Below are 21380 nucleotides of genomic sequence, written 5' to 3' on the forward strand. Positions count from 1 at the left end.
CGCATGTTCGTCACAGTCGGTGCTGCACCATTCGCTTTAGGAGATTCTCATGTCTAGCATCGGACACGATGTAGTCGCGGGTCACGGCCACGATGATCATGCGCATGCGACGCCGCACGGCTGGCGCCGTTGGCTCTTCGCCACGAACCACAAGGACATCGGAACGATGTACCTGGTGTTCTCGTTCACCATGTTCCTCGTGGGCGGCGTCGAAGCGCTGATGCTTCGCAGCGAGCTGTTCGAGCCGGGCCTGCAGATCATGCGCCCCGAGTTCTTCAATCAGCTCACGACGATGCACGGGCTCACGATGGTGTTCGGCGCCATCATGCCGGCCTTCGTCGGCTTCGCGAACTGGATGATTCCGCTGCAGATCGGCGCGGCCGACATGGCCTTCGCGCGGATGAACAACCTCTCGTTCTGGCTGCTGCCGGCGGCGGCCGTGCTGCTCGTCGGCTCGTTCTTCGCGCCGGGCGGCGCGACGGCCGCGGGCTGGACGCTCTATACGCCGCTCTCCACGCAGATGGGCCCGGGGATGGACTTCGCGATCTTCGCGCTGCACATCATGGGCGCGTCGTCGATCATGGGCAGCATCAACATCATCGTGACGATCCTCAACATGCGCGCGCCGGGCATGACGCTGATGAAGATGCCGATGTTCGTCTGGACGTGGCTCATCACGGCTTACCTGCTGATCGCGGTGATGCCGGTGCTCGCGGGTGCCATCACGATGGTGCTGTTCGATCGCCACTTCGGCACGTCGTTCTTCAACGCGGCCGGCGGCGGCGACCCGGTGATGTACCAGCACATCTTCTGGTTCTTCGGGCACCCCGAGGTCTACATCATGATTCTGCCGGCGTTCGGCATTGTCTCGCAGGTGATTCCGGCGTTCGCGCGCAAGCCGCTCTTCGGCTACAGCTCGATGGTGTATGCGACGGCCTCGATCGCGATCCTTTCGTTCATGGTCTGGGCGCACCACATGTTCGCGACGGGCATGCCCGTGACGGGCCAGCTCTTCTTCATGTACGCGACGATGCTGATCGCCGTGCCGACGGGCGTAAAGGTGTTCAACTGGGTCGCGACGATGTGGCGCGGCTCGATGTCGTTCGAGACGCCGATGCTGTTCGCGATCGGATTCCTCCTCGTCTTCACGTTCGGCGGCCTCAGCGGGTTGATGCTAGCGATGGCGCCGCTCGACATCCAGTACCACGGCACGTACTTCGTCGTCGCTCACTTCCACTATGTGCTCGTCGCCGGGTCGCTGTTCGCGCTCTTCGCGGGCTGGTACTACTGGTCGCCGAAGTGGACGGGCTGGATGTACAACGAAACGCGCGGGAAGATTCACTTTTGGGCGTCGCAGATCTTCTTCAATCTGACGTTCTTCCCGATGCACTTCCTCGGCCTCGCCGGCATGCCGCGCCGCTATGCGGACTACCCGGCCCAGTTCACGGACTGGAACCAGGTCGCGACGATCGGTGCGTTCGGCTTCGGCCTGGCGCAGGTCTACTTCCTGTTCGCCGTCGTGCTGCCCGCCTATCGCGGCGGCGGTGAGCAGCAGAAGGCCAGCGACAAGCCCTGGGACGGCGCGACGGGCCTCGAGTGGACGGTGCCGAGCCCGGCTCCGTTCCATACGTTCGAGACCCCGCCGACGGTCGAGTAAAGAGTCGAGCCGGGCTGTGCGTTCGTGCTGGTGGCGATCGCCAGCTTTTCGCGGAGCCGGCCCGGACGAGATGCGAAGAGGCGGCATGGTTGCCGCCTCGCTATAAAGAGATGTTGAGCATGACGCGGGATCCAGAAAAAAGACGAACCCCGGCGCAGATCCGTGCCGGCAATTTGCGACTAGGCTTGATATTGCTGTCGATCGTCGCCGCCTTCTTTTTGGGTGCCGTCCTCAATCAGTGGTTGTTCCGCTGAGTTCGACGGGCAGGCGAGAAAAGGCGGGGAGGCGGTATGGCCGACGGCAAGGGGAGCTTCGCTCGGACGATGAAGGCCGTGCTCTGGTCGTTCTTCGGCGTGCGCAAGGGGCGCGATCATGCGGCCGATGCCTCGCAGCTGAACCCGCTGCACGTGATCATCGCCGCCGTGATCGCGGCCGCGCTTTTCATTGCGGTCTTGATCGCGATCGTGCACCTCGTGGTGGGCAAATAAACAAACTGGACTGAAGTGGAGAATCAACGATGAGTGGCCAAAACGATAGCCCGTATTACTTCGTGCCGAATCCGTCCCGGCATCCGGTCACTGCGTCCATCGGGCTCCTGATCATGCTCGGGTCCTTCGGGCTCTGGCTCAACGATACGCCGTGGGCACCCTATACGATGTTCGCCGGGCTGCTCTGGCTGCTCTTCGTGCTCTGGCACTGGTTCGGCGATGCGATCTCCGAATCGGAAGGCGGGATGTACGGCAAGCGCGTCGATCTCTCGTTCCGCTGGAGCATGAGCTGGTTCATCTTCTCCGAAGTGATGTTCTTCGGCGCTTTCTTCGGCGCGTTGTTCTATGCACGCGAGATCGCGATGCACCAACTCGGCAGCCTCGACTATAAGCTGATCTGGCCGGATTTCTCGGCGGTCTGGCCGAACGAAGGGCCCGCGGCGCTGGCCGGTCACTTCAAGGCGATGGTGCCGTTCCCGGTGCCGACGATCAACACGGCATTGCTCCTGAGCTCCGGTGCGACGCTGACGGTCGCGCACCACGCGCTGCGCGACGATCACCGCAACAAGGCGATTGCCTGGCTTGCGGCGACGGTCGTGCTCGGGTTCGCGTTCCTCTGCATGCAGGCGTTCGAATACATCCACGCCTACAACGAACTGAACCTGACGCTCGCTTCGGGCATTTACGGTTCGACGTTCTTCCTGCTGACGGGCTTCCACGGTTTCCACGTGTTCCTCGGCGGCACGATGCTGTCGGTCGTCCTCGTCCGCCTGATTCGCGGCCACTTCAACCCTGATCATCACTTCGCGTTCGAAGGCGCCGCGTGGTACTGGCACTTTGTCGACGTCGTGTGGCTCGGCCTCTACGTCGTCGTCTACTGGCTGTAACGATCGAGCGAGCGGTACGGCGGCCGCGATTGCTGAATACGGTCGCCGGGCGGGCCGCGCGCCTCTTCCAGAAAGAGCGCGCGCTCGAACGCAAAATGCATCGGCCACGCGCCGCCTTCGATTTCGTCGAGGCGGCGTTTGCGCTTTATGCGTGGTGGACTGTGGCAAAACGACGCAGGCCGAAGCGAGGTGGGCGGCCCGCGCTACGCGAACCGTCGGTGTTGGCGAGAACCGCGTTGCTCAGCGGCCGATCGGCACCTGGCTGTAGTGAATCCAGCCGAGCCAATGTGCGACGAGGAGGAAGAGAAAGAGCGAAATGGAGAAGCCGACGCGCGTGGCGAGCGACCAGACCATCCGCTTCGTTCTGCCCCGGTCGTGCATCATGAAGTAGAGTGCCGATGCCATGCTGCCGATGATGATGACGAATGCGATAGCGACAATGATGTGCATGGAATCAACGAATGATCGAAAAGGCAAAACGATAGCCGCAATTATCGCACCCGTGGCGTTTCGGGCGCGCGGCCGTCTATGCGGCGGCGCAAGGTATCCAAGGACGGCTGCGTGAAGATTCGTCTGATTCCCGCGCTGGCCGTCCTCGTGGTGATGGCCATCACGATCCGGCTCGGGTTCTGGCAGCTCGATCGCGCCCACCAGCGCGAAGCACTCGCGGCACGGATCGCGCGCTATGAGCATGCACCGCCCGCCACGGTGAGTTCCGCACCGGTCTCTCTGAAGGCGGTAGAGTTCCATCGGATGCGGGCGAAGGGGCGCTTTTTGCCGCGCTACGTCGTTTATCTCGACAATCGCCCGTATCGCGACCAGCCAGGTTTTTACGTCGTGATGCCGCTCCAGCTCGCCGACGGCGGCTACGTGCTCGTCAACCGCGGTTGGCTGCCGCGCAACGCGGACGTGCGGACGGCCATCGCGCCTTATAAGACGCCGTCCGGCGACGTCACGATAGAGGGCATTGCGCGCGCCGATGCATCGCGCGCGTTCGAGCTGGGTCACGGTGGATCGGCGCCACATCAGGCGATTCGGCAAAACGTCGATGTCCCGGCTTATGCGGCAGAGACGGGCTTGCCGTTGCAGCCGTTCGTGATTCAGCAAACGAGCGATCTCGACGACGGACTCGTGCGCGACTGGCCGGCGCCGACGACCGGCGTCGAGCGCAATTACGGCTACATGGTCCAATGGTGGGCGATGGCCGCGGCGGCGCTCGCATTCGGTCTTTACGCGGCTCGCCGCGCCGCGAAAAAGACCGTTTCATGAGGTTGAACTTTTTTTGATGCCATCTTCCGATTCCAATCGTCCGGGCCGTACCCGGCCGCCTGCCGGCGGGCACGGCGCAGCGGGCGCGTCGTCTCCAGCTTCAGCTTCCACACGCCGCCCCGGGCGGCGTGGCCGCTGGGTCCTGGTCCTGCTCGCGCTAGTGGCTGCGGCGCCCGTGGTCGCGTCGTATCTCGCCTACTACGTGTTCAAGCCGAGCGGCGGTGCGACGAATTATGGGGCGTTGATCGAGCCGCAGCGGCCGATTCCCGACACGCTCGTCGTCACTGATGAGACTGGCAAGCCGATGAAGCTTGCCGCGCTGCGCGGGCGCTGGTTGATGATTGCCGTCGACGCGAGCGCCTGCGACAAAGCCTGCGCGACGAAGCTCTACTTCATGAGGCAGGTGCGCGCGACGCAGGCGGATGAGCGCGAGCGGATCGCGATGGTCTGGCTGCTCACTGATGCGGGCGCGGTGCCCGACGTGATCAAGGGCGCTTATCCGGACACGCGGATGCTCGTCGCGGATCCGGCCGCCATCGCCGCGTGGCTGCCCGCCGAGCCGGGCTCGCGCGATACCGATCACATCTATCTCGTCGATCCCAACGGGAATTTGATGATGCGTTTTCCGAAGGATCCGAATCCGAGCAAGATCAAGGGCGACGTGACGAAGCTGTTGAAGTGGTCGAGCATCGGTTAATCCGCGTGGTATCGGTCGTTGCAGCGTTTGGCTACGTTTTGCAGCGGCCCGGCGCTTTCTTGAGAGAGATGACATGTTCGTGTTGGAACTGGGGCTGATCGGGCTTTGCGTTGCCTTGTTGCCGCTCAGCTACGTCTGGGTGAAAGCGAGCGACGACAAATTTCGCAAGCTCGTCTGGATGACGACGTTCCTGACCCTCGACCTGGTCATGTTCGGCGGCTTCACGCGCCTCACCGATTCGGGGCTCGGCTGCCCCGACTGGCCTGGCTGTTATGGCACGGCGTCGCCGTTCGTCGCTCATGCGCAGATCGCAGCCGCGCACGCGGCGCTGCCGAGCGGACCGGTCAGCATGACGAAGGCATGGATCGAAATGATCCACCGCTACTTCGCGATGGCGATCGGCGTGCTCATCGTCGCCCAAACCGCGATTGCCTGGCGGGCTCGCTTCAAGCGCCTGCCGCTTCACGTTTCGCCGTGGTGGCCGACGGCGCTGCTGATGCTGATCGGCGTGCAAGGCGCATTCGGCGCCTGGACGGTGACGATGAAGCTGCAGCCGATCATCGTCACGACGCACCTCTTGCTGGGCCTGGCGCTGCTCGGCACGCTCGGCTGGCTCGCGGCCCGCCTGACGCCGATTCCCGTCTACGAGCCCCAGATATCGCGTTACCGTTTCGCCGCGGCCGTGGGCCTCGCGCTGCTGATCGTCCAGATCGCGCTCGGCGGGTGGGTCAGCACGAATTATGCTGTACTGGCCTGCACCGACTTTCCGACCTGCAACGGGCAGTGGATTCCGCCGATGGACTTCGCACACGGCTTTCATCTTTGGCGCGCGCTCGGCATGACGGCCGACGGCGACGTCATCACGCAGGATGCGCTCGTCGCCATCCACTGGACGCATCGCACGTTCGCGTTCGCGGTCATCGCGTACCTCGTCGCGCTGGCACTGCGGTTGCGCGGATACGAGTCGCTGCGGCGGCCGGCGAACAGCGTGCTTCTCGTGCTGGCGATTCAATTTGCCACCGGCCTTTCGAACATCGTGCTGCAATGGCCGTTGCCGATCGCGGTCGCGCACAACGGCGGCGCCGCGGTCCTGCTGCTTTTGGTCGTTATGCTAAACTTTCGGACCGCCTCCAGCCGTCCCGGCCGCGCCGCCGTCCCGACGCGCGACGCCGCTCCCGCATGACTGAGCGTGACTGACATGACCAACAGCACGACACTTCCCCACAGCTTCGGCTCCCGGTTCTCGCAGTACTTCGCGCTGACGAAGCCGCGCGTCACGCAGCTTGCCGTCTTTTGCTCCGTGATCGGCATGTTCCTGTCGACGCCGGGGATGGTGCCGTGGACGGTCCTCGTCGGTGGAACGGTCGGCATCTGGCTGCTCGCCGGCGCAGCGTTCGCGATCAACTGCCTCGTCGAGCAAAAGGTCGACGCGATGATGCGTCGCACGGCATGGCGGCCGTCCGCGCGCGGGGAAATCACGACGGCGCAAATTCTGGCGTTCTCGGCCGTGCTCGGCGGGCTCGGCATGTGGACGCTCTACATGTTCACGAATGCGCTGACGATGTGGCTCACGCTCGCGACGTTCGTCGGCTATGCCGTCGTCTATACGCTGCTGCTGAAGCCGGCCACGCCGCAGAACATCGTCATCGGCGGCGCCTCGGGCGCCATGCCGCCGGCACTGGGCTGGGCGGCCGTGACGGGTCATGTGCCCGGCGATGCCTGGATTCTCGTGCTCATCATCTTCGTCTGGACGCCGCCGCATTTTTGGGCGCTCGCGCTTTATCGGCGTCAGGATTATGAGAATGCCGGCCTGCCCATGCTGCCGAACACGCACGGCGAGCAGTACACGCGGCTCCACATTCTGCTCTACACGATCATTCTTTTCGCGGTGTCGCTGATGCCGTTCATTTCGCGGATGAGCGGCATCGTCTACCTCGTATCGGCCGTTCTGCTCGGCGCGGTTTTTCTCGCTTACGCCTGGAAGATCCACCGCGAATATTCCGACGCGCTCGCGCGCAAGACTTTCCGTTACTCGATCGTCTATCTCTCGCTGCTCTTCGGCGCGCTGCTCGTCGATCACTATGCGCGCGGGCTGATCGGCGCGTGATGAACGGCGTGCGCATCTCCTCGGTCACGCGGCGCGTGTGCGCGCTGCTCGCCGCCTGCGTCGTCGGCGGCGCGCTGCTGCTGGCGGGCTGCGGCAACGACGCTCCCGCTTTCCAGAATCTCGACATCACCGGCAACACGCAGTTCGGCTCGAACTTCGCCTTGCCCGATACGAGCGGCAAGATGCGCACGCTCGCCGATTTCAAGGGCAAGGCAGTCGTGCTCTTCTTCGGCTACACGCATTGCCCCGATGTGTGCCCGACGACGATGGCAGAGCTGTCGCAGGCGCTGCAGCAGCTCGGGACCAATGCGGCGCGCGTGCAGGTGCTCTTCGTCACGATCGATCCTGCTCGCGATACCCCGAACGTGCTCTCGCAGTATGTGTCGGCATTCAATCCAACCTTCATCGGCCTGCGCCCGGACGACGCCGAGCTCGCCAAAGTTGCGAAGGATTTTCGCGTCTACTACGCGAAGGTGCCCGGCAAATCGCCCGATAGCTACACGATGGACCACACGGCGGCGAGCTATGTGTTCGATCCGTCGGGCAAGCTACGGCTCTTCGCGCGCGATGGACAGGGCGCGCAGTCGTGGGTGCATGATCTGAAGCTGCTGCTGAGCTGACGCGTCCGGCATCGCTCATCGCGCGCTATTCGAAGCACGAGCCGCTGTGCCGCGCCTTCATCGCGGCCGGGATCGATGCTCATATGGATATGCGATCACGGTATTTCCCCTCGGATCGCGCTTGTGAGACGATGGCCGTCTTTCCAAAGTCATCTCCAATGAGAAAGCGAGTATTCATGCTGTTCAAAACGCTTCCCCAAGCTGTTTCCAAAATCCTCTTCGCAGCCGCCGCGACGACCGCACTCGTCATGAGCACCGGCGCGCACGCCGACGACAAAGCGATCAAGGTGGGCGTCATATCCGGTCCCGATGCGCAAATCTGGAGCGTCGTCACGAAGGTTGCGAAGCGCGAAGGCCTCGATGTGAAGGTCGTCGAATTCAACGACTATGTTCAGCCGAACGCGGCGCTCGACGCCGGCGATCTCGACGCCAACAGCTTCCAGCACAAGCCGTATCTCGACAGTCAAATCAAGCAGCGCGGCTATAAGATCGTCAGTGTCGGGCTCACTTACATTTCGCCGCTCGGCATCTATTCGAAGAAGCTCAAGGCGCTGAACGAGCTGCCTCAGGGCGCGAAGGTCGCGCTGCCCAACGATCCATCGAACGAGAACCGAGCGCTGCTCCTGCTGCAGGCACAAGGCGTGATCAAACTGAAGGCCGGCGCAGGTACGAACGGCAACAACGCGACGCCGCTCGACATCGAATCGAATCCGAAGAAGGTCAAGCTCGTCGAGCTCGACGCCGCTCAACTGCCGCGCGCGCTGGGCGACGTCGACGCCGCCGCGATCAATACCAACTACGCGCTGGCAGCGGGGCTCCAACCGTCGAAGGACGCGATCGCGCGCGAAGACGTGCATAGCCCTTATGCGAACCTGATCGCCGTGCGCGCGCAGGACAAAGACAAGCCCTGGGTCAAGAAGCTCATCGCCGCCTATCAATCGGAAGACGTGCGGCACTTCATCGACACGCAATTCAAGGGCGCCGTCGTTCCGTCGTTCTAATCGGACCATCGTTCTCAGCTCAATTCGAGCTGATAAAAAAGCGCGCTGCGGCGATGTTGCCGCGGCGCGTTTTTTTTATCGGTGGGCACGTCATATTCGTCGCCCATTCAAGCCGATATGCTCGCGCGGTCAAGGGAATGACGGATGGCAAGTGCGGGTTTTCCGCTGACGAAACGTGAGCCGCCTTCCCATGCGCTACGGGTAATCACTGACTCCACTTCAATACCGGTCGGTCCGCCCGATTTACGATAGAAGCCTTATCCAGCAAGGATTTCCGGCGCATTCGCCTATTTTTGATCAGCGATTGACTGGTACTAAGCTGGTTATATAATGGGCTCCAATTTGCAGCCCGGCTCACGACGAGGCCGATGCATCGCCGGCCGCATGAGGGCCGGCGGCTCGCCCACTCGCACGCTCCTCGCAGCAAGACCGCGGCACCCCGCATCACCCGAGACTGAACACTCATGCTCAACGGAAACATCCTGACGCCCGATGGTTGGATCCACGGCACGCTCGAATTCGAAAACGGACGTATCGCTTCGATCGAGGGAACGCCCGCGGACCCCTCGACGAACGAGAGCCCCTACATCCTTCCGGGCTTCATCGATCTGCATGTGCACGGCGGCGGTGGAGCCGACGTGATGGAGGGCGGCGCGGCGATCGAGACGATCGCCCGCACGCATGCGAGCCACGGCACGACGAGCCTGCTCGCGACGACGATGACCGCGCCGCGCGACGAGCTGATGGCCGTCGTCGCCGGTCTCGGCGATGCGTCGCGCCGCCGTCCGACTGGCGCGTCGCGCGTGCTCGGCGTGCATCTCGAAGGACCCTACATCAACCCCGGCAAGCTCGGCGCCCAGCCCGACGCGGCAGTCTCGGCCGCGCTCGACGAGGTGCTCAAGTATCTGTCGATCGCGCCGATTCGCGTCGTCACGCTCGCGCCGGAAATTGCCGGCCATATGGACATCATTTCGGAGATGGCCGCGCGGGGCGTGCGTGTGCAGCTCGGGCATTCGCTCGCCACGTACGACGATGCGGTCGCCGCGCTCAAACATGGCGCTTGCGGTTTCACGCATTTGTTCAATGCGATGTCGCCGATGCATCACCGCAATCCTGGCCTGGTCGGCGCCGCCTTCGCGCATGCCGAGTTCGCCGAGATCATCCCGGACCTGCTGCACGTCCACCCGGGTGCGATCCGTGCCGCGCTGCGCGCGATTCCGCGCCTTTACGTCGTCACGGACAGCACGTCCGCGACGGGCATGCCCGATGGCGAGTATCGCCTCGGCAGCCAGCAAGTCACGAAGTGTCTCGGCGGAGTGCGTCTTGCCGACGGCACGCTGGCCGGCAGCACGCTGACGATGGACGAAGCGCTGCGCAACCTGGTTTCGCTGGGTCTGCCGCTTGCGGACGTGTCGAACCGCATGTCGCGCTATGCGGCCGACTATCTCGGGATCGAGGACAGAGGCAGGCTCGCGCGCGGCGCCTGGGCCGACATCGTCGTGTTCGAGCGCGACCTCACGCTTGCGGCGACCTACGTCGAAGGAGAAGAGATTGTCGAATATGCTTGACGAGGCGCTCGCCGCGGGTGCCGCCGTCGCGGCGCAATGCGCCGACACCTCGCGCGTCGAGGCGCTCGCGGCCGCGCTCGCCGCGAGACCTTGCCATGTGGCGCTGACCGTCGCGCGCGGCAGCTCCGACCATGCGGCGAGCTTTTTCGCGAGCCTCGCGATGAGCCGCATCGGCGTGCCCGTCGCCTCCCTGCCGATGTCGATCGCGACACTGCAGGCCGCACCTTTGCGCGTGGTCGGCGAGCTGGCGATTGCGTTTTCCCAGTCGGGCAGGAGTCCCGATCTCATCGACACCATGACGAACCTGCGCGAGGCCGGCGCGCTGACTGTCGCTGCCGTCAATGCGCCGGATTCTCCGCTCGGAAGTGCCTGCGAATGGGAGCTGCCGTTGCAGGCGGGCCCCGAGCGCTCCGTCGCGGCCACGAAGAGCTACATCGCGATGCTCTCGCTCTCGGCGCATCTCGTCGCGTTCTGGCAGAACGACGAGCCGCTGCTCGAAGCGTTGCGCGCGCTGCCGGAAGCGCTGGGCGCGGCGGCGCGGCTCGATTGGGCGCCGGCCGTCGAGGCGCTCGTCGGCGTCGAGCGGATGTTCGTCATCGGTCGAGGCCTTGGCCTCGCGATCGCGCAGGAAGCGGCGCTGAAATTGAAGGAGACGTCCGGCATCCAGGCCGAAGCGTTTTCGAGCGCGGAGGTCCGGCACGGTCCGATGGAGCTCATCGATCGCGACTACCCGCTCATCGTCTTTGCGCCGCGCGGACCCGAGCAGGCAGGGCTCGTGCGCCTCGCGGCCGATATGCGAGCGCGCGGCGCGCGGGTTCTGCTTGCGGCGCCTTACGACGTGAGCGGCGCCGAATTGCGGCTCGAGCCGACGAAGCACGCGGCACTCGATCCGATCGCCGCGATCCAGTCGTTCTACGTCATGGCCGCCGAGCTGGCTTCCGCGCGCGGGCGCGATCCCGATCAGCCGCGCTACCTGAACAAGATCACCGAAACACACTGAGCGAGAAATCCCGATGGAACGAGCTGAGGAGTCCCGATTAATGAGCCAGATAGAGGAACGAATCATCTTGCTCGCACCCCTGACCGGTCCCGTCGTGCCGCTTGCCGACGTGCCCGACCCGGTCTTCGCGGGCGGCATGTTCGGCGACGGCATCGGCATCGACCCGCTCGAGGGGCGGCTCGTCGCACCATGCGACGGTGTCGTCACGCATCTCGCGCGCACGGGTCATGCTCTCACGCTGCAAACACCGCAAGGCGCCGAGATTTTGCTTCACATCGGCATCGACACGGTCGAGCTGAACGGGCAGGGCTTTACGGCAAAGGTGCAGCAAGGCGCACACGTGAAAGCGGGAGATCTGCTGATCGAGTTCGATCAGGATTCGATTGCGACGAAGGCGCCGAGCCTTGTGTCCGTCGTTGCCGTCGCGAACTCGGATGCATTCGAGATCGTCGAGCGCGCGGGCGGCGCGGGGCATTCGATGGTGAAGAGCGGCGACAAGCTGCTCGTCTTGCGGCGCAAGGGCGCAACGGCCGCTGCCGCTGCCGCTGCCTCTGCCTCTGCCTCTGCCTCTGCCGGCGGGCAGACCGCGAGCGCCAGCTTCCACGCGTCACGCGTCATTACGCTCTCGGTGGCGGGCGGTCTGCACGCGCGGCCGGCGGCGCGTGCGCGCGAAGCGGTGCGCGGTCTCGAGGCGCGCGTCGAAGTGAGGCACGAGGCGCGCGTCGCGAACGTCGAGAGCGTGGTCGCGCTGATGGGCCTCGGGGCCGGAGAGGGCGCCACGGTCGAAATCCATGGCGTCGGGCCCGATGCATCGAAGGCGGTCGAAGCTGTCGCACACGAGCTGCTGCGCGAAGTGCATGGCGAGCTCGATGAAACACCCGCGCGCTTTGCTTCGCCCGCGCCACGGCAGGCGCCGCGCGCGTCCGCCACGCCGCTCGATCCGAACACGCTCGCGGGCGTATGCGCCGCGCCCGGTATCGCCGTCGGCCCGCTCGTGCGCTGGGACGATGCGGAGCTCGAGCTGCCCGAGGCCGCGAGCGGGCCGTCGGCCGCCGAAAGCCGCAAGCTCGATCGTGCGCTCGCGGCCGTCGATGCGGAGCTCGATTCTACGGTGCGCGACGCGTCGCAGCGGGGAGCCGTCGGCGAGGCGGGAATCTTCGCGGTGCATCGCGTGCTGCTCGAGGACCCGACGCTCATCGATACGGCGCGCGATCTCATCAGCCTCGGCAAGAGCCCGGGTTTCGCATGGCGCGAGGCGATCCGCGCGCAGATAGCGGTTCTCGACAACCTCGGAGACATGCTGCTCGCCGAGCGCGCCGCCGATTTGCGCGATATCGAAAAGCGTGTGCTGCGTGAGCTCGGCTACGTGCGGCAGACGGCTCGCGCGCTGCCCGCCGACGCCGTGCTGGCCGCGGCCGAATTCACGCCTTCGGACTTGTCGTCGCTCGACCGGACACGCGTGGCGGCGCTCGTGATGGCCGGCGGCGGCGCAACGTCGCATGCGGCGATCATCGCGCGTCAGCTCGGCATTCCGGCGCTCGTTGCCGTCGGCGATGCGCTCCATGCGATCCCGGAGGGCACGCAAGTCGTCGTCGACGCGAGCGCGGGCCGCCTCGAGTACGCGCCGACGGCGCTCGACGTCGAGCGTGCGCGCGTCGAGCGCCAGCGCCTCGCGGGCGTGCGCGAGGCAAACCGCCGCTTGTCGCAGGAGGCGGCCGTGACGACGGATGGCCGCGCGATCGAAGTCGCCGCGAACATCGCGACGCTCGACGACGCGCGCACGGCCGTCGAGAACGGTGCCGATGCGGTCGGTCTGCTGCGCACCGAGCTGCTTTTCATTCATCGTGCGACGGCGCCCAGCACGGACGAGCATCGCGCGAGCTACCAGTCGATCGTCGACGCGCTCGAAGGCCGCACGGCGATCATCCGGACGCTCGACGTCGGCGCGGACAAGGAAGTGCCTTATCTGACGCTGCCCCCCGAAGCGAACCCGGCGCTCGGTCTGCGCGGCGTGCGGCTCGCGCAAGTGCGCCCCGATCTGCTCGACGATCAATTACGCGGTCTCATCGGCGTGACGCCGCACGGCGCGGTGCGCATTCTGTTGCCGATGGTGACCGACGCCAACGAACTCGCGCGGCTGCGCGAGCGAATCGACGACCTCGCGCACGCGATGGGCCGAAGCGACCCGATCGAGGTAGGCGTGATGATCGAAGTGCCTTCGGCGGCGTTGCTGGCCGATCAACTCGCGCGCCACGCCGATTTCCTCTCGATCGGCACGAACGATCTCACGCAATACACGCTCGCGATGGACCGCTGCCAGCCCGACCTCGCGGCGCAGGCCGACGGCCTCCATCCGGCCGTGCTGCGGCTCATCGAAGCGACGACGCGCGGCGCGGCGAAATACGGCAAGTGGGTGGGCGTATGCGGCGCGCTGGCGGGCGATCCGCTCGCCGTGCCGTTGCTCGTCGGCCTCGGCGTGACTGAGCTTTCCGTGGACCCGGTGGCCGTGCCGGGCATCAAGGCGCGTGTGCGCCGCCTCGATTATCAACTGTGCCGCCAGCGCGCCGGGGATCTGTTGGCGCTCGAATCGGCGCAGGCGGTAAGAGCAGCAAGCCGCGAAATCTGGCCGCTCGAGTGACGTCGCCGGAGCGGCTCGCAGGTGCCGCTCCGCTGCCGACTCGCCGCGGGACCGGAGGTCGCTTCCCTCGACATTGACACAAGCACGACGACGAGAAACCACCAGGAGGATCATATGGACGGGAATCCATTCTTGAAAATACAGCGCCTAGGGCGGGCGCTGATGCTGCCGATCGCGGTGCTGCCGGTGGCCGGCATCCTGCTTCGGCTCGGTCAGGCCGACGTGCTCAACATCAAGCTCATTGCCGACGCGGGCGGCACGATCTTCGACAACCTGCCGCTCCTTTTCGCCATCGGCGTGGCCGTGGGTTTCGCGAAGGACAACAACGGCGTGGCCGCGCTCGCCGGCGGCATTGGCTACCTGATCGAAATCGCGGTGATGAAGGACATCAACGACAAGCTCAACATGGGCGTGTTGTCGGGGATCATCGCCGGCATCGTCGCGGGGATGCTCTATAACCGCTACAAGGACATCAAGCTGCCCGATTACCTGGCGTTCTTCGGCGGCAAGCGGTTCGTGCCGATCGTCACGGGGCTTGCCTGTGTGGTGCTCGGCGTCGTCTTCGGCTACGTCTGGCAACCGGTCCAGGCGGCCATCGATGCGACGGGTCACTGGCTCACGACGGCCGGCGCGATCGGCGTGTTCGTCTACGGTACGTTGAACCGGCTCCTGCTCGTGACGGGGCTGCACCACATCATCAACTCGCTGGCATGGTTCGTGTTCGGCACGTTCACGCCTGCGGGCGGCGGCGCGCCCGTCACCGGCGATCTGCATCGCTTCTTCGCCGGGGACCCGACGGCGGGCGGCTTCATGACGGGCTTCTTCCCGGTCATGATGTTCGGGCTGCCGGCCGCATGTCTCGCGATGTTTCACGAAGCGCCGAAGGAGCGCCGCGCGATGGTCGGCGGGCTGCTGTTTTCGATGGCGCTCACATCGTTCCTGACCGGCGTCACAGAACCGGTCGAATTCAGCTTCATGTTCCTCGCGCCCGTGCTTTATGTGATCCACGCGGTGCTGACGGGTCTCTCGCTTGCGATCTGCCAAGCGCTCGGCGTTCATCTCGGCTTCACCTTCTCGGCCGGCGCGATCGACTACGTGCTCAACTACGGACTGTCGACGAAAGGCTGGCTCGCGATCCCGATCGGCCTGGCGTACGGTGTCGTCTACTACGGGCTCTTCCGTTTCTTCATCCGCAAGTTCAACATGGCGACGCCGGGCCGAGAGCCGGCTACCGTGGACGCGCAAGTCGACTCATATGCGTCGGGCGGCTTCGTCGCACCGACGGCCGGTGCAAGCGCACCGCGCGCGGCCCGTTATATCGCGGCGCTCGGCGGTTCGTCGAACCTGACGCTCGTCGATGCCTGCACGACACGTCTGCGCCTTTCGGTCGTCGACACTGAAAAGATTTCCGAGTCTCAGCTGAAGCAGATCGGCGTGCGCGGTGTGCTGAAGCGCGATGCGCACAACGTGCAGGTCGTGATCGGACCGGAAGCCGATCTCATCGCCGACGAAATCCGGGCCGCGCTCGGCAGCGATTCGGCCGCCGGTGCAGTCGCGACGGCGGAAGCGCCGGCGGCGGCAGCCGCTACGGCCTCCGCGGCGGGCGCAGCGGGTCCGCTCGATCCCGATCCGATGCGCTGGCTGGCCGTATTCGGCGGTGCGACGAACGTCGTTTCGCTCGACGCCATCGCTCAAACGCGGCTGCGTGTCGTCGTGCGCGACGCATCCGCCGTCGACCGCCAGCGGCTAGGCTTGCTCGACGTTGCGTGGGTCTCGGGCGACACGTTCCATCTCGTTTGCGGGCCGGCGGCCCAACGCTACGCTTCGGTGTTGTCGACGCGCCTGGCTGCACCGGGCGGACCGGCGCCGCAGCCCGCCTAAAAAAATCCCGCCGCTCTGAAAGGCGGCGGGATGCACTCCGCAACGCGATGCCGATCGATCGAGATCGGCATCCGCGCGATTACTTGTAGGAAGTCAGCGCGTTGCGCATCTTCTTCATTGCGCTCGCCTCGATCTGGCGAATGCGCTCGGCCGAGACGCCGAACTCGTCTGCGAGTTCGTGCAGCGTCGAGCCGCCGGACCCATCGTCCTCGACGTTGAGCCAGCGCGCTTCGATGATGCGGCGGCTGCGCGCGTCGAGCGAATCGAGCGCCTGCGCGATCCCGTCCGTCTGCAGTTTGTCGCGCTGGCGCGCGGCCAAGACGGCCGTCGGCTCACTGTGCGGATCCGTCAGGTAGGCGATCGGCGCATACGTTTCTTCGCCATCCTCGACCTGGCTTTCGAGCGCGACGTCGCCGCCCGAGAGGCGCGTTTCCATCTCGCTGACCTCTTCGCGCTTCACGTTCAACTCTTTGGCGAGGCCGTCGATCTCCTCGGGCGTGAACGCGTGCAGATCCTGCTTGTGGCTGCGCAGGTTGAAGAAGAGCTTGCGCTGCGCCTTGGTCGTGGCCACCTTCACCATGCGCCAGTTGCGCAGGATGTACTCGTGGATTTCGGCCTTGATCCAATGGATCGCATACGACACCAGGCGTACGTTTTGCTCAGGGTCGAAGCGCTTCACGGCCTTCATGAGGCCGATGTTCCCTTCCTGGATCAGGTCCGCATGCGGAAGACCATAGCCGAGGTAGTTGCGCGCAATCGATACGACGAGACGCAAGTGCGAGAGCACGAGGCGGCGCGCCGCCTCGAGGTTGTTGTGCTCGCGGTACTCGTTGGCGTACTGCCGCTCTTCCGCTGCCGTCAGCATCGGAATCCGATTGACCGCCTGAATGTAGGCGTCGATGTTGCCAAGCTGGCCGGGCAGCATCGAAGCAGGCGCGAGCGTCAGAGCACCTGCCGAAGCGGCCTTGGCGGACGCCTGGGCGAGCGGGCTCGGAAGGGTCAGTGCATTGCTCACGTAGCAAACTCCTTGAAATCAGACTGCGGACTGCTCAGTCACGAATGCGACTCCTCGGGGATATTAGCACTCCAGGGAGCCGACTGCTAAGTATTGGAGTAGCTCATTCGGCGTAAGTTCCCTTGTAGCTATCGAATCGTCGGTTTCAATAGTGATGATACTCTTCTCCTCGGGGCCCTGCAGTGCGCAAAAGGACGGAAAAAGGGCGCAATCGCATTGCGGCGCCGGGTGGCAACCGTCGTTTAGCGAGATGCTGTTTTGCGTGGCGCTGAATGATTGCGAAATCTCAAGTACCGTAATATTTCGCGGCATGACGATTCGTCCCCGTATCGTTTTCCGGGGCGCCGCGACCTTAAACGGAGTCTTTCGGAGACTGACACATGCTCGACAACAAGAACCGGTACTCGCGCCCCCACGCACTGCTGGCCGGCGCGGCAGCGGTCCTCTTCCTTTGCTCGGCGGCAGCCCGAGCCGATTCGTTCGGCGTGCAGGTAGCCGGTGGACTGGGGGAGCACAAAGTCGACAAGGTGGATCTCGGGTTGGTCTGGGATCCGGGCATCAACTGGTCGTACATCGGCGGTTGGCATTTCGCTCTGATCGGCGAAGCTCACGTCGCCTATTGGCACTCGGGCGAAGGCACTTCACGCAACGACGTCTATGAACTGGGCGTCAATCCGCTCGTGCGCTTCATCAAGGACTCGGGCGCCATCCGGCCATACATCGAAGCGGGCGCGGGCGTGCGTGGGCTCACGCATCCCACCGTCAACGACGACTATCGACTCGGGACGGCCTTTCAGTTCACCGAGATCGTCGGCGTGGGCGCGCAGTTCGGCAGCCATCAGCAATACCAGGCCGGGCTGCGTTTTCAACATATCTCGAATGCCGGTATCAAAGAGCCGAATCCTGGTATAAATTTCAGCCAGCTATATTTGCAGTACAACTTCTGACGCGGATACCCATGCGGCGCCTCCAAAAGGGCTTCCTCCCGGAGCCCCGACAAGGATGCTCCCCGCGGGCGTCCGTGCGCATGGGGGCTGAGCGATGGCGGCAAAGGTAATCGAGGCGATTCGCGTGCTGGAGCGCGACCGCTTTCGCGCGATGGTCGACGGCGATGTTCCGTTGCTGAACGAGTTGCTCTCGGATAACGCGAGCTTCGTCCATACGAACGGCAAGCGCGAGACGAAGCAGCAGTTCATCGATGCAATCTCAGCCGGCCATCGCCGCTATCGGCAGATCGAAGTTCAATCGCAGGAGGTCCTGCCAGTCGGCAGCGAGACCTGTGTCGTCACGGGGCGCGCGCTCTTCGAGATGGAGGCGAACAGCGGGGCGCTGCTCTATCCGATCGCCTATACGGCCATCCAGACTCAGGAAGGCGGCCAGTGGCGTCTTGTCGCATGGCACGCGACACGCTGCGCGCTCGAGTGAGACCGGCGGGCTCGCCTACGCTATCGTCCCCGGTCTCCCTCTTGATGTTCGCTGCCGGCTCACTTGCCTGAGCGCGTCGCGCGTCAGCCTTATGCCGCTGCCTGTCGCTTGTCGCTATCCCAATCGAATCGATTGAGGGCGCTGACGAGCGCGTCGGCCGCGGCCGTTGCCGCATCGGCGTGGATGCCCACGCCGTGGCGCAACGGCTCGCCCGCGACCCTGCAGCCGACAAACGCGGCCCAGCCGCCGCCGGCTGTCGGCATCGCCTCGAACGAGCAAAGCTCGACCTCGCGTGGCGCCGCGCTCCCAAGCGCCCGCGCAAGCGCTTCGATGGTGGCTTGGACATCGTTTTCACCTTGCGCGATCCGTGCCACCTCGCGCCGGTGCCAACGCACCGTCGAGTCCTTGCGCGAGCAAGGCCCCTCTACACCAACGTATTCCTGCTTGAAGCGCTCGCAAACGGCTTCACCTGTCACCTCGGCTCCCGATTCGTCGGCGATCTTCTGCACCGCGTGACTGAACTCGATTTGCAGCCTGCGCGGCGGCGCGAAACCGAGTCCGCGTTCGATGAGATAGGTCGCGCCGCCTTTGCCGGACTGGCTGTTGACGCGAATTACCGCGTCGTAGCTGCGGCCTAAGTCTTTAGGATCGATCGGCAAATAGGGCACTTCCCACGGCGCGTCGCTCTGCTGCCGCGCGAATCCTTTCCGAATGGCGTCCTGATGTGATCCCGAGAACGCCGTGAAGACGAGGTCGCCGGCGTAAGGATGGCGCGGATGTACGGGAATCGCGTTGCAGCGCTCCACCACGCGCCGTACCGCATCGATATCGGAGAAGTCGAGCTTCGGGTCGATGCCTTGCGTGTAGAGATTGAGTGCGAGCGTGACGAGGTCGACGTTGCCGGTGCGCTCACCGTTGCCGAAAAGGCAGCCCTCAATACGGTCCGCGCCCGCGAGCAGCGCCAACTCGGCTGCGGCGACGGCCGTGCCGCGATCGTTGTGCGGATGCACCGACAGCACGATGCTGTCGCGATAGGCGAGATTGCGGTCGATCCATTCGATCTGATCGGCGAACACATTCGGCGTGGCGGCTTCGACGGTCGCCGGCAGATTCACGATCATCTTGTGATCGCGCGTTGGGCGCCAGACTTGCGCGACCGCGTCGCACACTTCGCGCGAGAACGCGAGCTCGGTCATGCTGAACGTCTCGGGCGAGTACTGGTAGGTCCAATGCGTGCCGGGCCTGCGCTCGGCCTCTTCCTTGATGAGTCGCGTCCCTTCGACGGCCAGCGCCTTTACGTCGGCCTTCGATGCATTGAATACGATCCGCCTGAACGACGGGCAGATCGCGTTGTAAAGATGCACGATGGCGCGCGGGACCCCTTCGAGCGCTTCGAACGTTCGTGCGATGAGATCGGCACGCGACTGCACGAGCACCTCGATCGTCACGTCTTCGGGAATCCTGCCTTCCACGATGAGCTTGCGCACGAAATCGAAATCGGTCTGGGAGGCGGAGGGGAAACCGACCTCGATTTCCTTGAAGCCGATCGCGACGAGCGTCTCGAAGAACTCCAGTTTTTGCGCAATGGTCATCGGTTCGATCAGCGATTGATTGCCGTCTCGGAGATCGGTGCTCATCCAGATCGGCGCGCGCTCGATCGTCCGGCTCGGCCATTTGCGGGCGGCAAGACGCACGGGCTCGAATGATCGGTATTTCTCGGCAGGGTTGCGGAGCATGGTGAACCTCGTTCGTTCGGTCGTCTGCGAAAGCTACGCATAAGCTGCCAGCTCGTCGTCGTGCCGATCGTTGCGACGTCCAACGGTGGCCGAGGCTTTCGCGAATCGTCCGAACGGTATTCGGCCGAATGCTGACGACTACGGGTTGTAAAAGGAACTGCGGTTTGGGGTGAAACGGAGTGCTGCGAACTGCTGGAGGACCGCGCAAACGGCTCGCGGCGCTACGACTTGCTTACGCTAGTCGTAGCGATAGGGACCGCGCTAGACGGCCGGAAGTAATTCGGAGGGTGTTCGGAAAGGAACGCATGGCATGCACTTTATGACAGTGATCGGGGCCATGTCAACAGCACGGATGCGCGTCGAGGGGCCTCGTGCACGAAGACGGTCGCGCGGCCGGCCCTCGATCGATTCACGCCACGCTTACGAGCCGGACGATCGATTCGACCTGGCGCGCGAGTGTGGGCGGAACAGGCGTATCGCCGGCGAGCACCGACCTGATCCAGGTCGCGGTGTCCGCCGCGTCGCGCGACTCGGGCAACTCCACGGGTTCTGTTTCCGGAGAGGAGCGCTCGGCTTCGACGAGTATGTCGGCGGCGCCGTCGTGAAGCCACTCGATGCGGACTTGCCGGCGCGTATCGGCGACGGCTTCGCCTTCGGTCCCGCGCGCGAGTAGCACTCCGCCCGCGGCGGCGTCGGGGTGAGAGAGAAAAAGCTCGGCGAGGCTCTCGCGATAGTCAGGATGTGTGTAGTTGACGAGCCGCAGGCCGGCCGGCGCGAACGGCTGCAAAATCTTGACGAGCGTGTGCGTGGAGTTGCGCACGCCCATGATTCGACGCAGCGCCAGCAGCCGCGCGAGCTTTGGAGCGAGTACGTCGATCGGGGCGAACGCGAGACGCCGCTCGGCGAGGGCCGCTCCGATCGACGCATGCGATTCGCACGGCTCGATCCCCAGTGCGACGAAGATTTCGGCGCTCGTCACGCGGCCCGGATCGGACGTCACCCCGTGCACGAGCGTCGGCACGCCTTCGCGGGCGAGCAGCAGCGCGAGCAGCGGCACGAGATTGGGCTGCTTGCGAGCTCCGTTGTAGCTTGGAATCGAGACGGGCCGGTAGGCATCGGCGGCAACCCGGATGGGCTCGAACGAAGCCTGGGCAGCCGCGAGCATGGCTGCCAGCTCGGGCGCTGTCTCGCCCTTCAGCCGATAGGCGAGCAGCACGGCGCCGAGCTCGACGTCGGAGACGCGACCGTCGAGCATGGCGCTGTATAGCGCCTGCGTATCTTCGGGCGACAGCGCTCGCGCGCCGTTCGGACCGCGCCCGATCTCCTTGATGAAGCGGGCGCACGAAAACGATGCGGCAGGGACGGTAGCAGCGGATTCTGTCATCGAAGCA

20 protein-coding genes are annotated in these 21380 nt (G+C 64.7%); 16 read left to right on the top strand and 4 right to left on the bottom strand.

The features are described 5' to 3' along the window. The first annotated feature begins 49 nt into the window (after positions 1 to 49). The 4 genes from ctaD (at position 50) to B0G57_RS12140 (ending at position 3032) form a co-directional block, all read left to right on the top strand. Complete coding sequence (gene ctaD / locus B0G57_RS12125) at positions 50 to 1657, top strand: cytochrome c oxidase subunit I (RefSeq protein ID WP_018443616.1); 1608 nt, start codon at positions 50 to 52, stop codon at positions 1655 to 1657. A 119-nt stretch (positions 1658 to 1776) separates the two neighbouring features. Further along, positions 1777 to 1911, top strand: coding sequence for a cytochrome oxidase small assembly protein (locus B0G57_RS12130; protein WP_083925817.1), 135 nt, complete (start codon positions 1777 to 1779; stop codon positions 1909 to 1911). Positions 1912 to 1947: 36 nt separating this feature from the next. Further along, positions 1948 to 2145, top strand: coding sequence for a DUF2970 domain-containing protein (locus B0G57_RS12135; RefSeq protein WP_018443617.1), 198 nt, complete (start codon positions 1948 to 1950; stop codon positions 2143 to 2145). A 29-nt stretch (positions 2146 to 2174) separates the two neighbouring features. After that, complete coding sequence (locus tag B0G57_RS12140) at positions 2175 to 3032, top strand: cytochrome c oxidase subunit 3 (protein WP_018443618.1); 858 nt, start codon at positions 2175 to 2177, stop codon at positions 3030 to 3032. A 240-nt stretch (positions 3033 to 3272) separates the two neighbouring features. Here the strand turns inward: B0G57_RS12140 and B0G57_RS12145 are convergent, their stop codons facing one another. Then, positions 3273 to 3482 (bottom strand): twin transmembrane helix small protein, encoded by a 210-nt coding sequence (locus B0G57_RS12145; protein ID WP_018443620.1) that lies wholly within the window; start codon positions 3480 to 3482, stop codon positions 3273 to 3275. Between the two features lie 111 nt (positions 3483 to 3593). Here B0G57_RS12145 and B0G57_RS12150 point away from each other — a divergent pair, with 111 nt between their 5' ends. From B0G57_RS12150 to nagE, 10 genes are all read left to right on the top strand, one after another. Beyond that, on the top strand, positions 3594 to 4301 hold the full coding sequence (locus B0G57_RS12150; RefSeq protein ID WP_026230217.1) for an SURF1 family protein: 708 nt from the start codon (positions 3594 to 3596) through the stop codon (positions 4299 to 4301). A 16-nt stretch (positions 4302 to 4317) separates the two neighbouring features. Beyond that, on the top strand, positions 4318 to 4998 hold the full coding sequence (locus tag B0G57_RS12155) for an SCO family protein (protein WP_223258656.1): 681 nt from the start codon (positions 4318 to 4320) through the stop codon (positions 4996 to 4998). Positions 4999 to 5071: 73 nt separating this feature from the next. Further along, positions 5072 to 6181 carry a COX15/CtaA family protein gene (locus B0G57_RS12160; protein ID WP_018443623.1) on the top strand — a complete coding sequence of 370 codons (1110 nt, stop codon included), beginning with the start codon at positions 5072 to 5074 and terminating at the stop codon, positions 6179 to 6181. A 15-nt stretch (positions 6182 to 6196) separates the two neighbouring features. After that, on the top strand, positions 6197 to 7105 hold the full coding sequence (gene cyoE / locus B0G57_RS12165) for a heme o synthase (protein ID WP_018443624.1): 909 nt from the start codon (positions 6197 to 6199) through the stop codon (positions 7103 to 7105). After that, positions 7105 to 7725: an SCO family protein gene (locus B0G57_RS12170; protein WP_018443625.1), complete on the top strand. Its 621-nt coding sequence runs from the start codon at positions 7105 to 7107 to the stop codon at positions 7723 to 7725. Before cyoE ends, B0G57_RS12170 begins: the two co-directional genes overlap by 1 nt. Positions 7726 to 7973: 248 nt before the next feature. Continuing rightward, entirely contained in the window at positions 7974 to 8726 is a 753-nt protein-coding gene (locus B0G57_RS12175) for a MetQ/NlpA family ABC transporter substrate-binding protein (protein ID WP_223258663.1), read from the top strand. Between the two features lie 464 nt (positions 8727 to 9190). Continuing rightward, positions 9191 to 10294 carry an N-acetylglucosamine-6-phosphate deacetylase gene (gene nagA, locus B0G57_RS12180; protein WP_018443628.1) on the top strand — a complete coding sequence of 368 codons (1104 nt, stop codon included), beginning with the start codon at positions 9191 to 9193 and terminating at the stop codon, positions 10292 to 10294. Further along, a complete protein-coding gene (locus tag B0G57_RS12185) occupies positions 10278 to 11294 on the top strand; it encodes an SIS domain-containing protein (RefSeq protein WP_026230220.1) in 1017 nt (338 codons plus the stop codon). Before nagA ends, B0G57_RS12185 begins: the two co-directional genes overlap by 17 nt. A 40-nt stretch (positions 11295 to 11334) precedes the next feature. Then, positions 11335 to 13932, top strand: coding sequence for a phosphoenolpyruvate--protein phosphotransferase (gene ptsP / locus B0G57_RS12190; RefSeq protein WP_018443630.1), 2598 nt, complete (start codon positions 11335 to 11337; stop codon positions 13930 to 13932). A 114-nt stretch (positions 13933 to 14046) separates the two neighbouring features. Beyond that, positions 14047 to 15813, top strand: coding sequence for an N-acetylglucosamine-specific PTS transporter subunit IIBC (gene nagE, locus B0G57_RS12195; protein WP_026230221.1), 1767 nt, complete (start codon positions 14047 to 14049; stop codon positions 15811 to 15813). Positions 15814 to 15892: 79 nt separating this feature from the next. Here nagE and rpoH read toward each other — a convergent pair whose 3' ends face one another. Next, entirely contained in the window at positions 15893 to 16828 is a 936-nt protein-coding gene (rpoH, locus tag B0G57_RS12200; RefSeq protein WP_018443632.1) for an RNA polymerase sigma factor RpoH, read from the bottom strand. Positions 16829 to 17208: 380 nt separating this feature from the next. On the opposite strand from rpoH, the gene B0G57_RS12210 reads away from it, so the two are divergent. Continuing rightward, positions 17209 to 17775: an acyloxyacyl hydrolase gene (locus B0G57_RS12210; RefSeq protein WP_018443633.1), complete on the top strand. Its 567-nt coding sequence runs from the start codon at positions 17209 to 17211 to the stop codon at positions 17773 to 17775. Positions 17776 to 17869: 94 nt separating this feature from the next. Then, positions 17870 to 18253 carry a nuclear transport factor 2 family protein gene (locus B0G57_RS12215; protein ID WP_018443634.1) on the top strand — a complete coding sequence of 128 codons (384 nt, stop codon included), beginning with the start codon at positions 17870 to 17872 and terminating at the stop codon, positions 18251 to 18253. An 89-nt stretch (positions 18254 to 18342) separates the two neighbouring features. On the opposite strand, the gene leuA is transcribed toward B0G57_RS12215, so the two are convergent. Beyond that, a complete protein-coding gene (gene leuA / locus B0G57_RS12220) occupies positions 18343 to 19989 on the bottom strand; it encodes a 2-isopropylmalate synthase (RefSeq protein ID WP_018443635.1) in 1647 nt (548 codons plus the stop codon). Positions 19990 to 20398: 409 nt separating this feature from the next. After that, positions 20399 to 21373 (bottom strand): DNA-binding protein YbiB, encoded by a 975-nt coding sequence (ybiB, locus tag B0G57_RS12230; RefSeq protein WP_018443636.1) that lies wholly within the window; start codon positions 21371 to 21373, stop codon positions 20399 to 20401. Between the last annotated feature and the right edge of the window lie 7 nt (positions 21374 to 21380).

It is taken from the genome of Trinickia symbiotica (assembly GCF_002934455.1).
Lineage (GTDB): Bacteria > Pseudomonadota > Gammaproteobacteria > Burkholderiales > Burkholderiaceae > Trinickia > Trinickia symbiotica.

Coding starts and splice junctions, on each gene's coding strand:
- ctaD (WP_018443616.1), top strand. CDS start 50: ATGTCTAGCATCGGACACGATGTAGTCGCGGGTCACGGCCACGATGAT.
- B0G57_RS12130 (WP_083925817.1), top strand. CDS start 1,777: ATGACGCGGGATCCAGAAAAAAGACGAACCCCGGCGCAGATCCGTGCC.
- B0G57_RS12135 (WP_018443617.1), top strand. CDS start 1,948: ATGGCCGACGGCAAGGGGAGCTTCGCTCGGACGATGAAGGCCGTGCTC.
- B0G57_RS12140 (WP_018443618.1), top strand. CDS start 2,175: ATGAGTGGCCAAAACGATAGCCCGTATTACTTCGTGCCGAATCCGTCC.
- B0G57_RS12145 (WP_018443620.1), bottom strand. CDS start 3,482: ATGCACATCATTGTCGCTATCGCATTCGTCATCATCATCGGCAGCATG.
- B0G57_RS12155 (WP_223258656.1), top strand. CDS start 4,318: ATGCCATCTTCCGATTCCAATCGTCCGGGCCGTACCCGGCCGCCTGCC.
- B0G57_RS12160 (WP_018443623.1), top strand. CDS start 5,072: ATGTTCGTGTTGGAACTGGGGCTGATCGGGCTTTGCGTTGCCTTGTTG.
- cyoE (WP_018443624.1), top strand. CDS start 6,197: ATGACCAACAGCACGACACTTCCCCACAGCTTCGGCTCCCGGTTCTCG.
- B0G57_RS12170 (WP_018443625.1), top strand. CDS start 7,105: ATGAACGGCGTGCGCATCTCCTCGGTCACGCGGCGCGTGTGCGCGCTG.
- B0G57_RS12175 (WP_223258663.1), top strand. CDS start 7,974: ATGAGCACCGGCGCGCACGCCGACGACAAAGCGATCAAGGTGGGCGTC.
- nagA (WP_018443628.1), top strand. CDS start 9,191: ATGCTCAACGGAAACATCCTGACGCCCGATGGTTGGATCCACGGCACG.
- ptsP (WP_018443630.1), top strand. CDS start 11,335: ATGAGCCAGATAGAGGAACGAATCATCTTGCTCGCACCCCTGACCGGT.
- nagE (WP_026230221.1), top strand. CDS start 14,047: ATGGACGGGAATCCATTCTTGAAAATACAGCGCCTAGGGCGGGCGCTG.
- B0G57_RS12210 (WP_018443633.1), top strand. CDS start 17,209: ATGCTCGACAACAAGAACCGGTACTCGCGCCCCCACGCACTGCTGGCC.
- B0G57_RS12215 (WP_018443634.1), top strand. CDS start 17,870: ATGGCGGCAAAGGTAATCGAGGCGATTCGCGTGCTGGAGCGCGACCGC.
- leuA (WP_018443635.1), bottom strand. CDS start 19,989: ATGCTCCGCAACCCTGCCGAGAAATACCGATCATTCGAGCCCGTGCGT.
- ybiB (WP_018443636.1), bottom strand. CDS start 21,373: ATGACAGAATCCGCTGCTACCGTCCCTGCCGCATCGTTTTCGTGCGCC.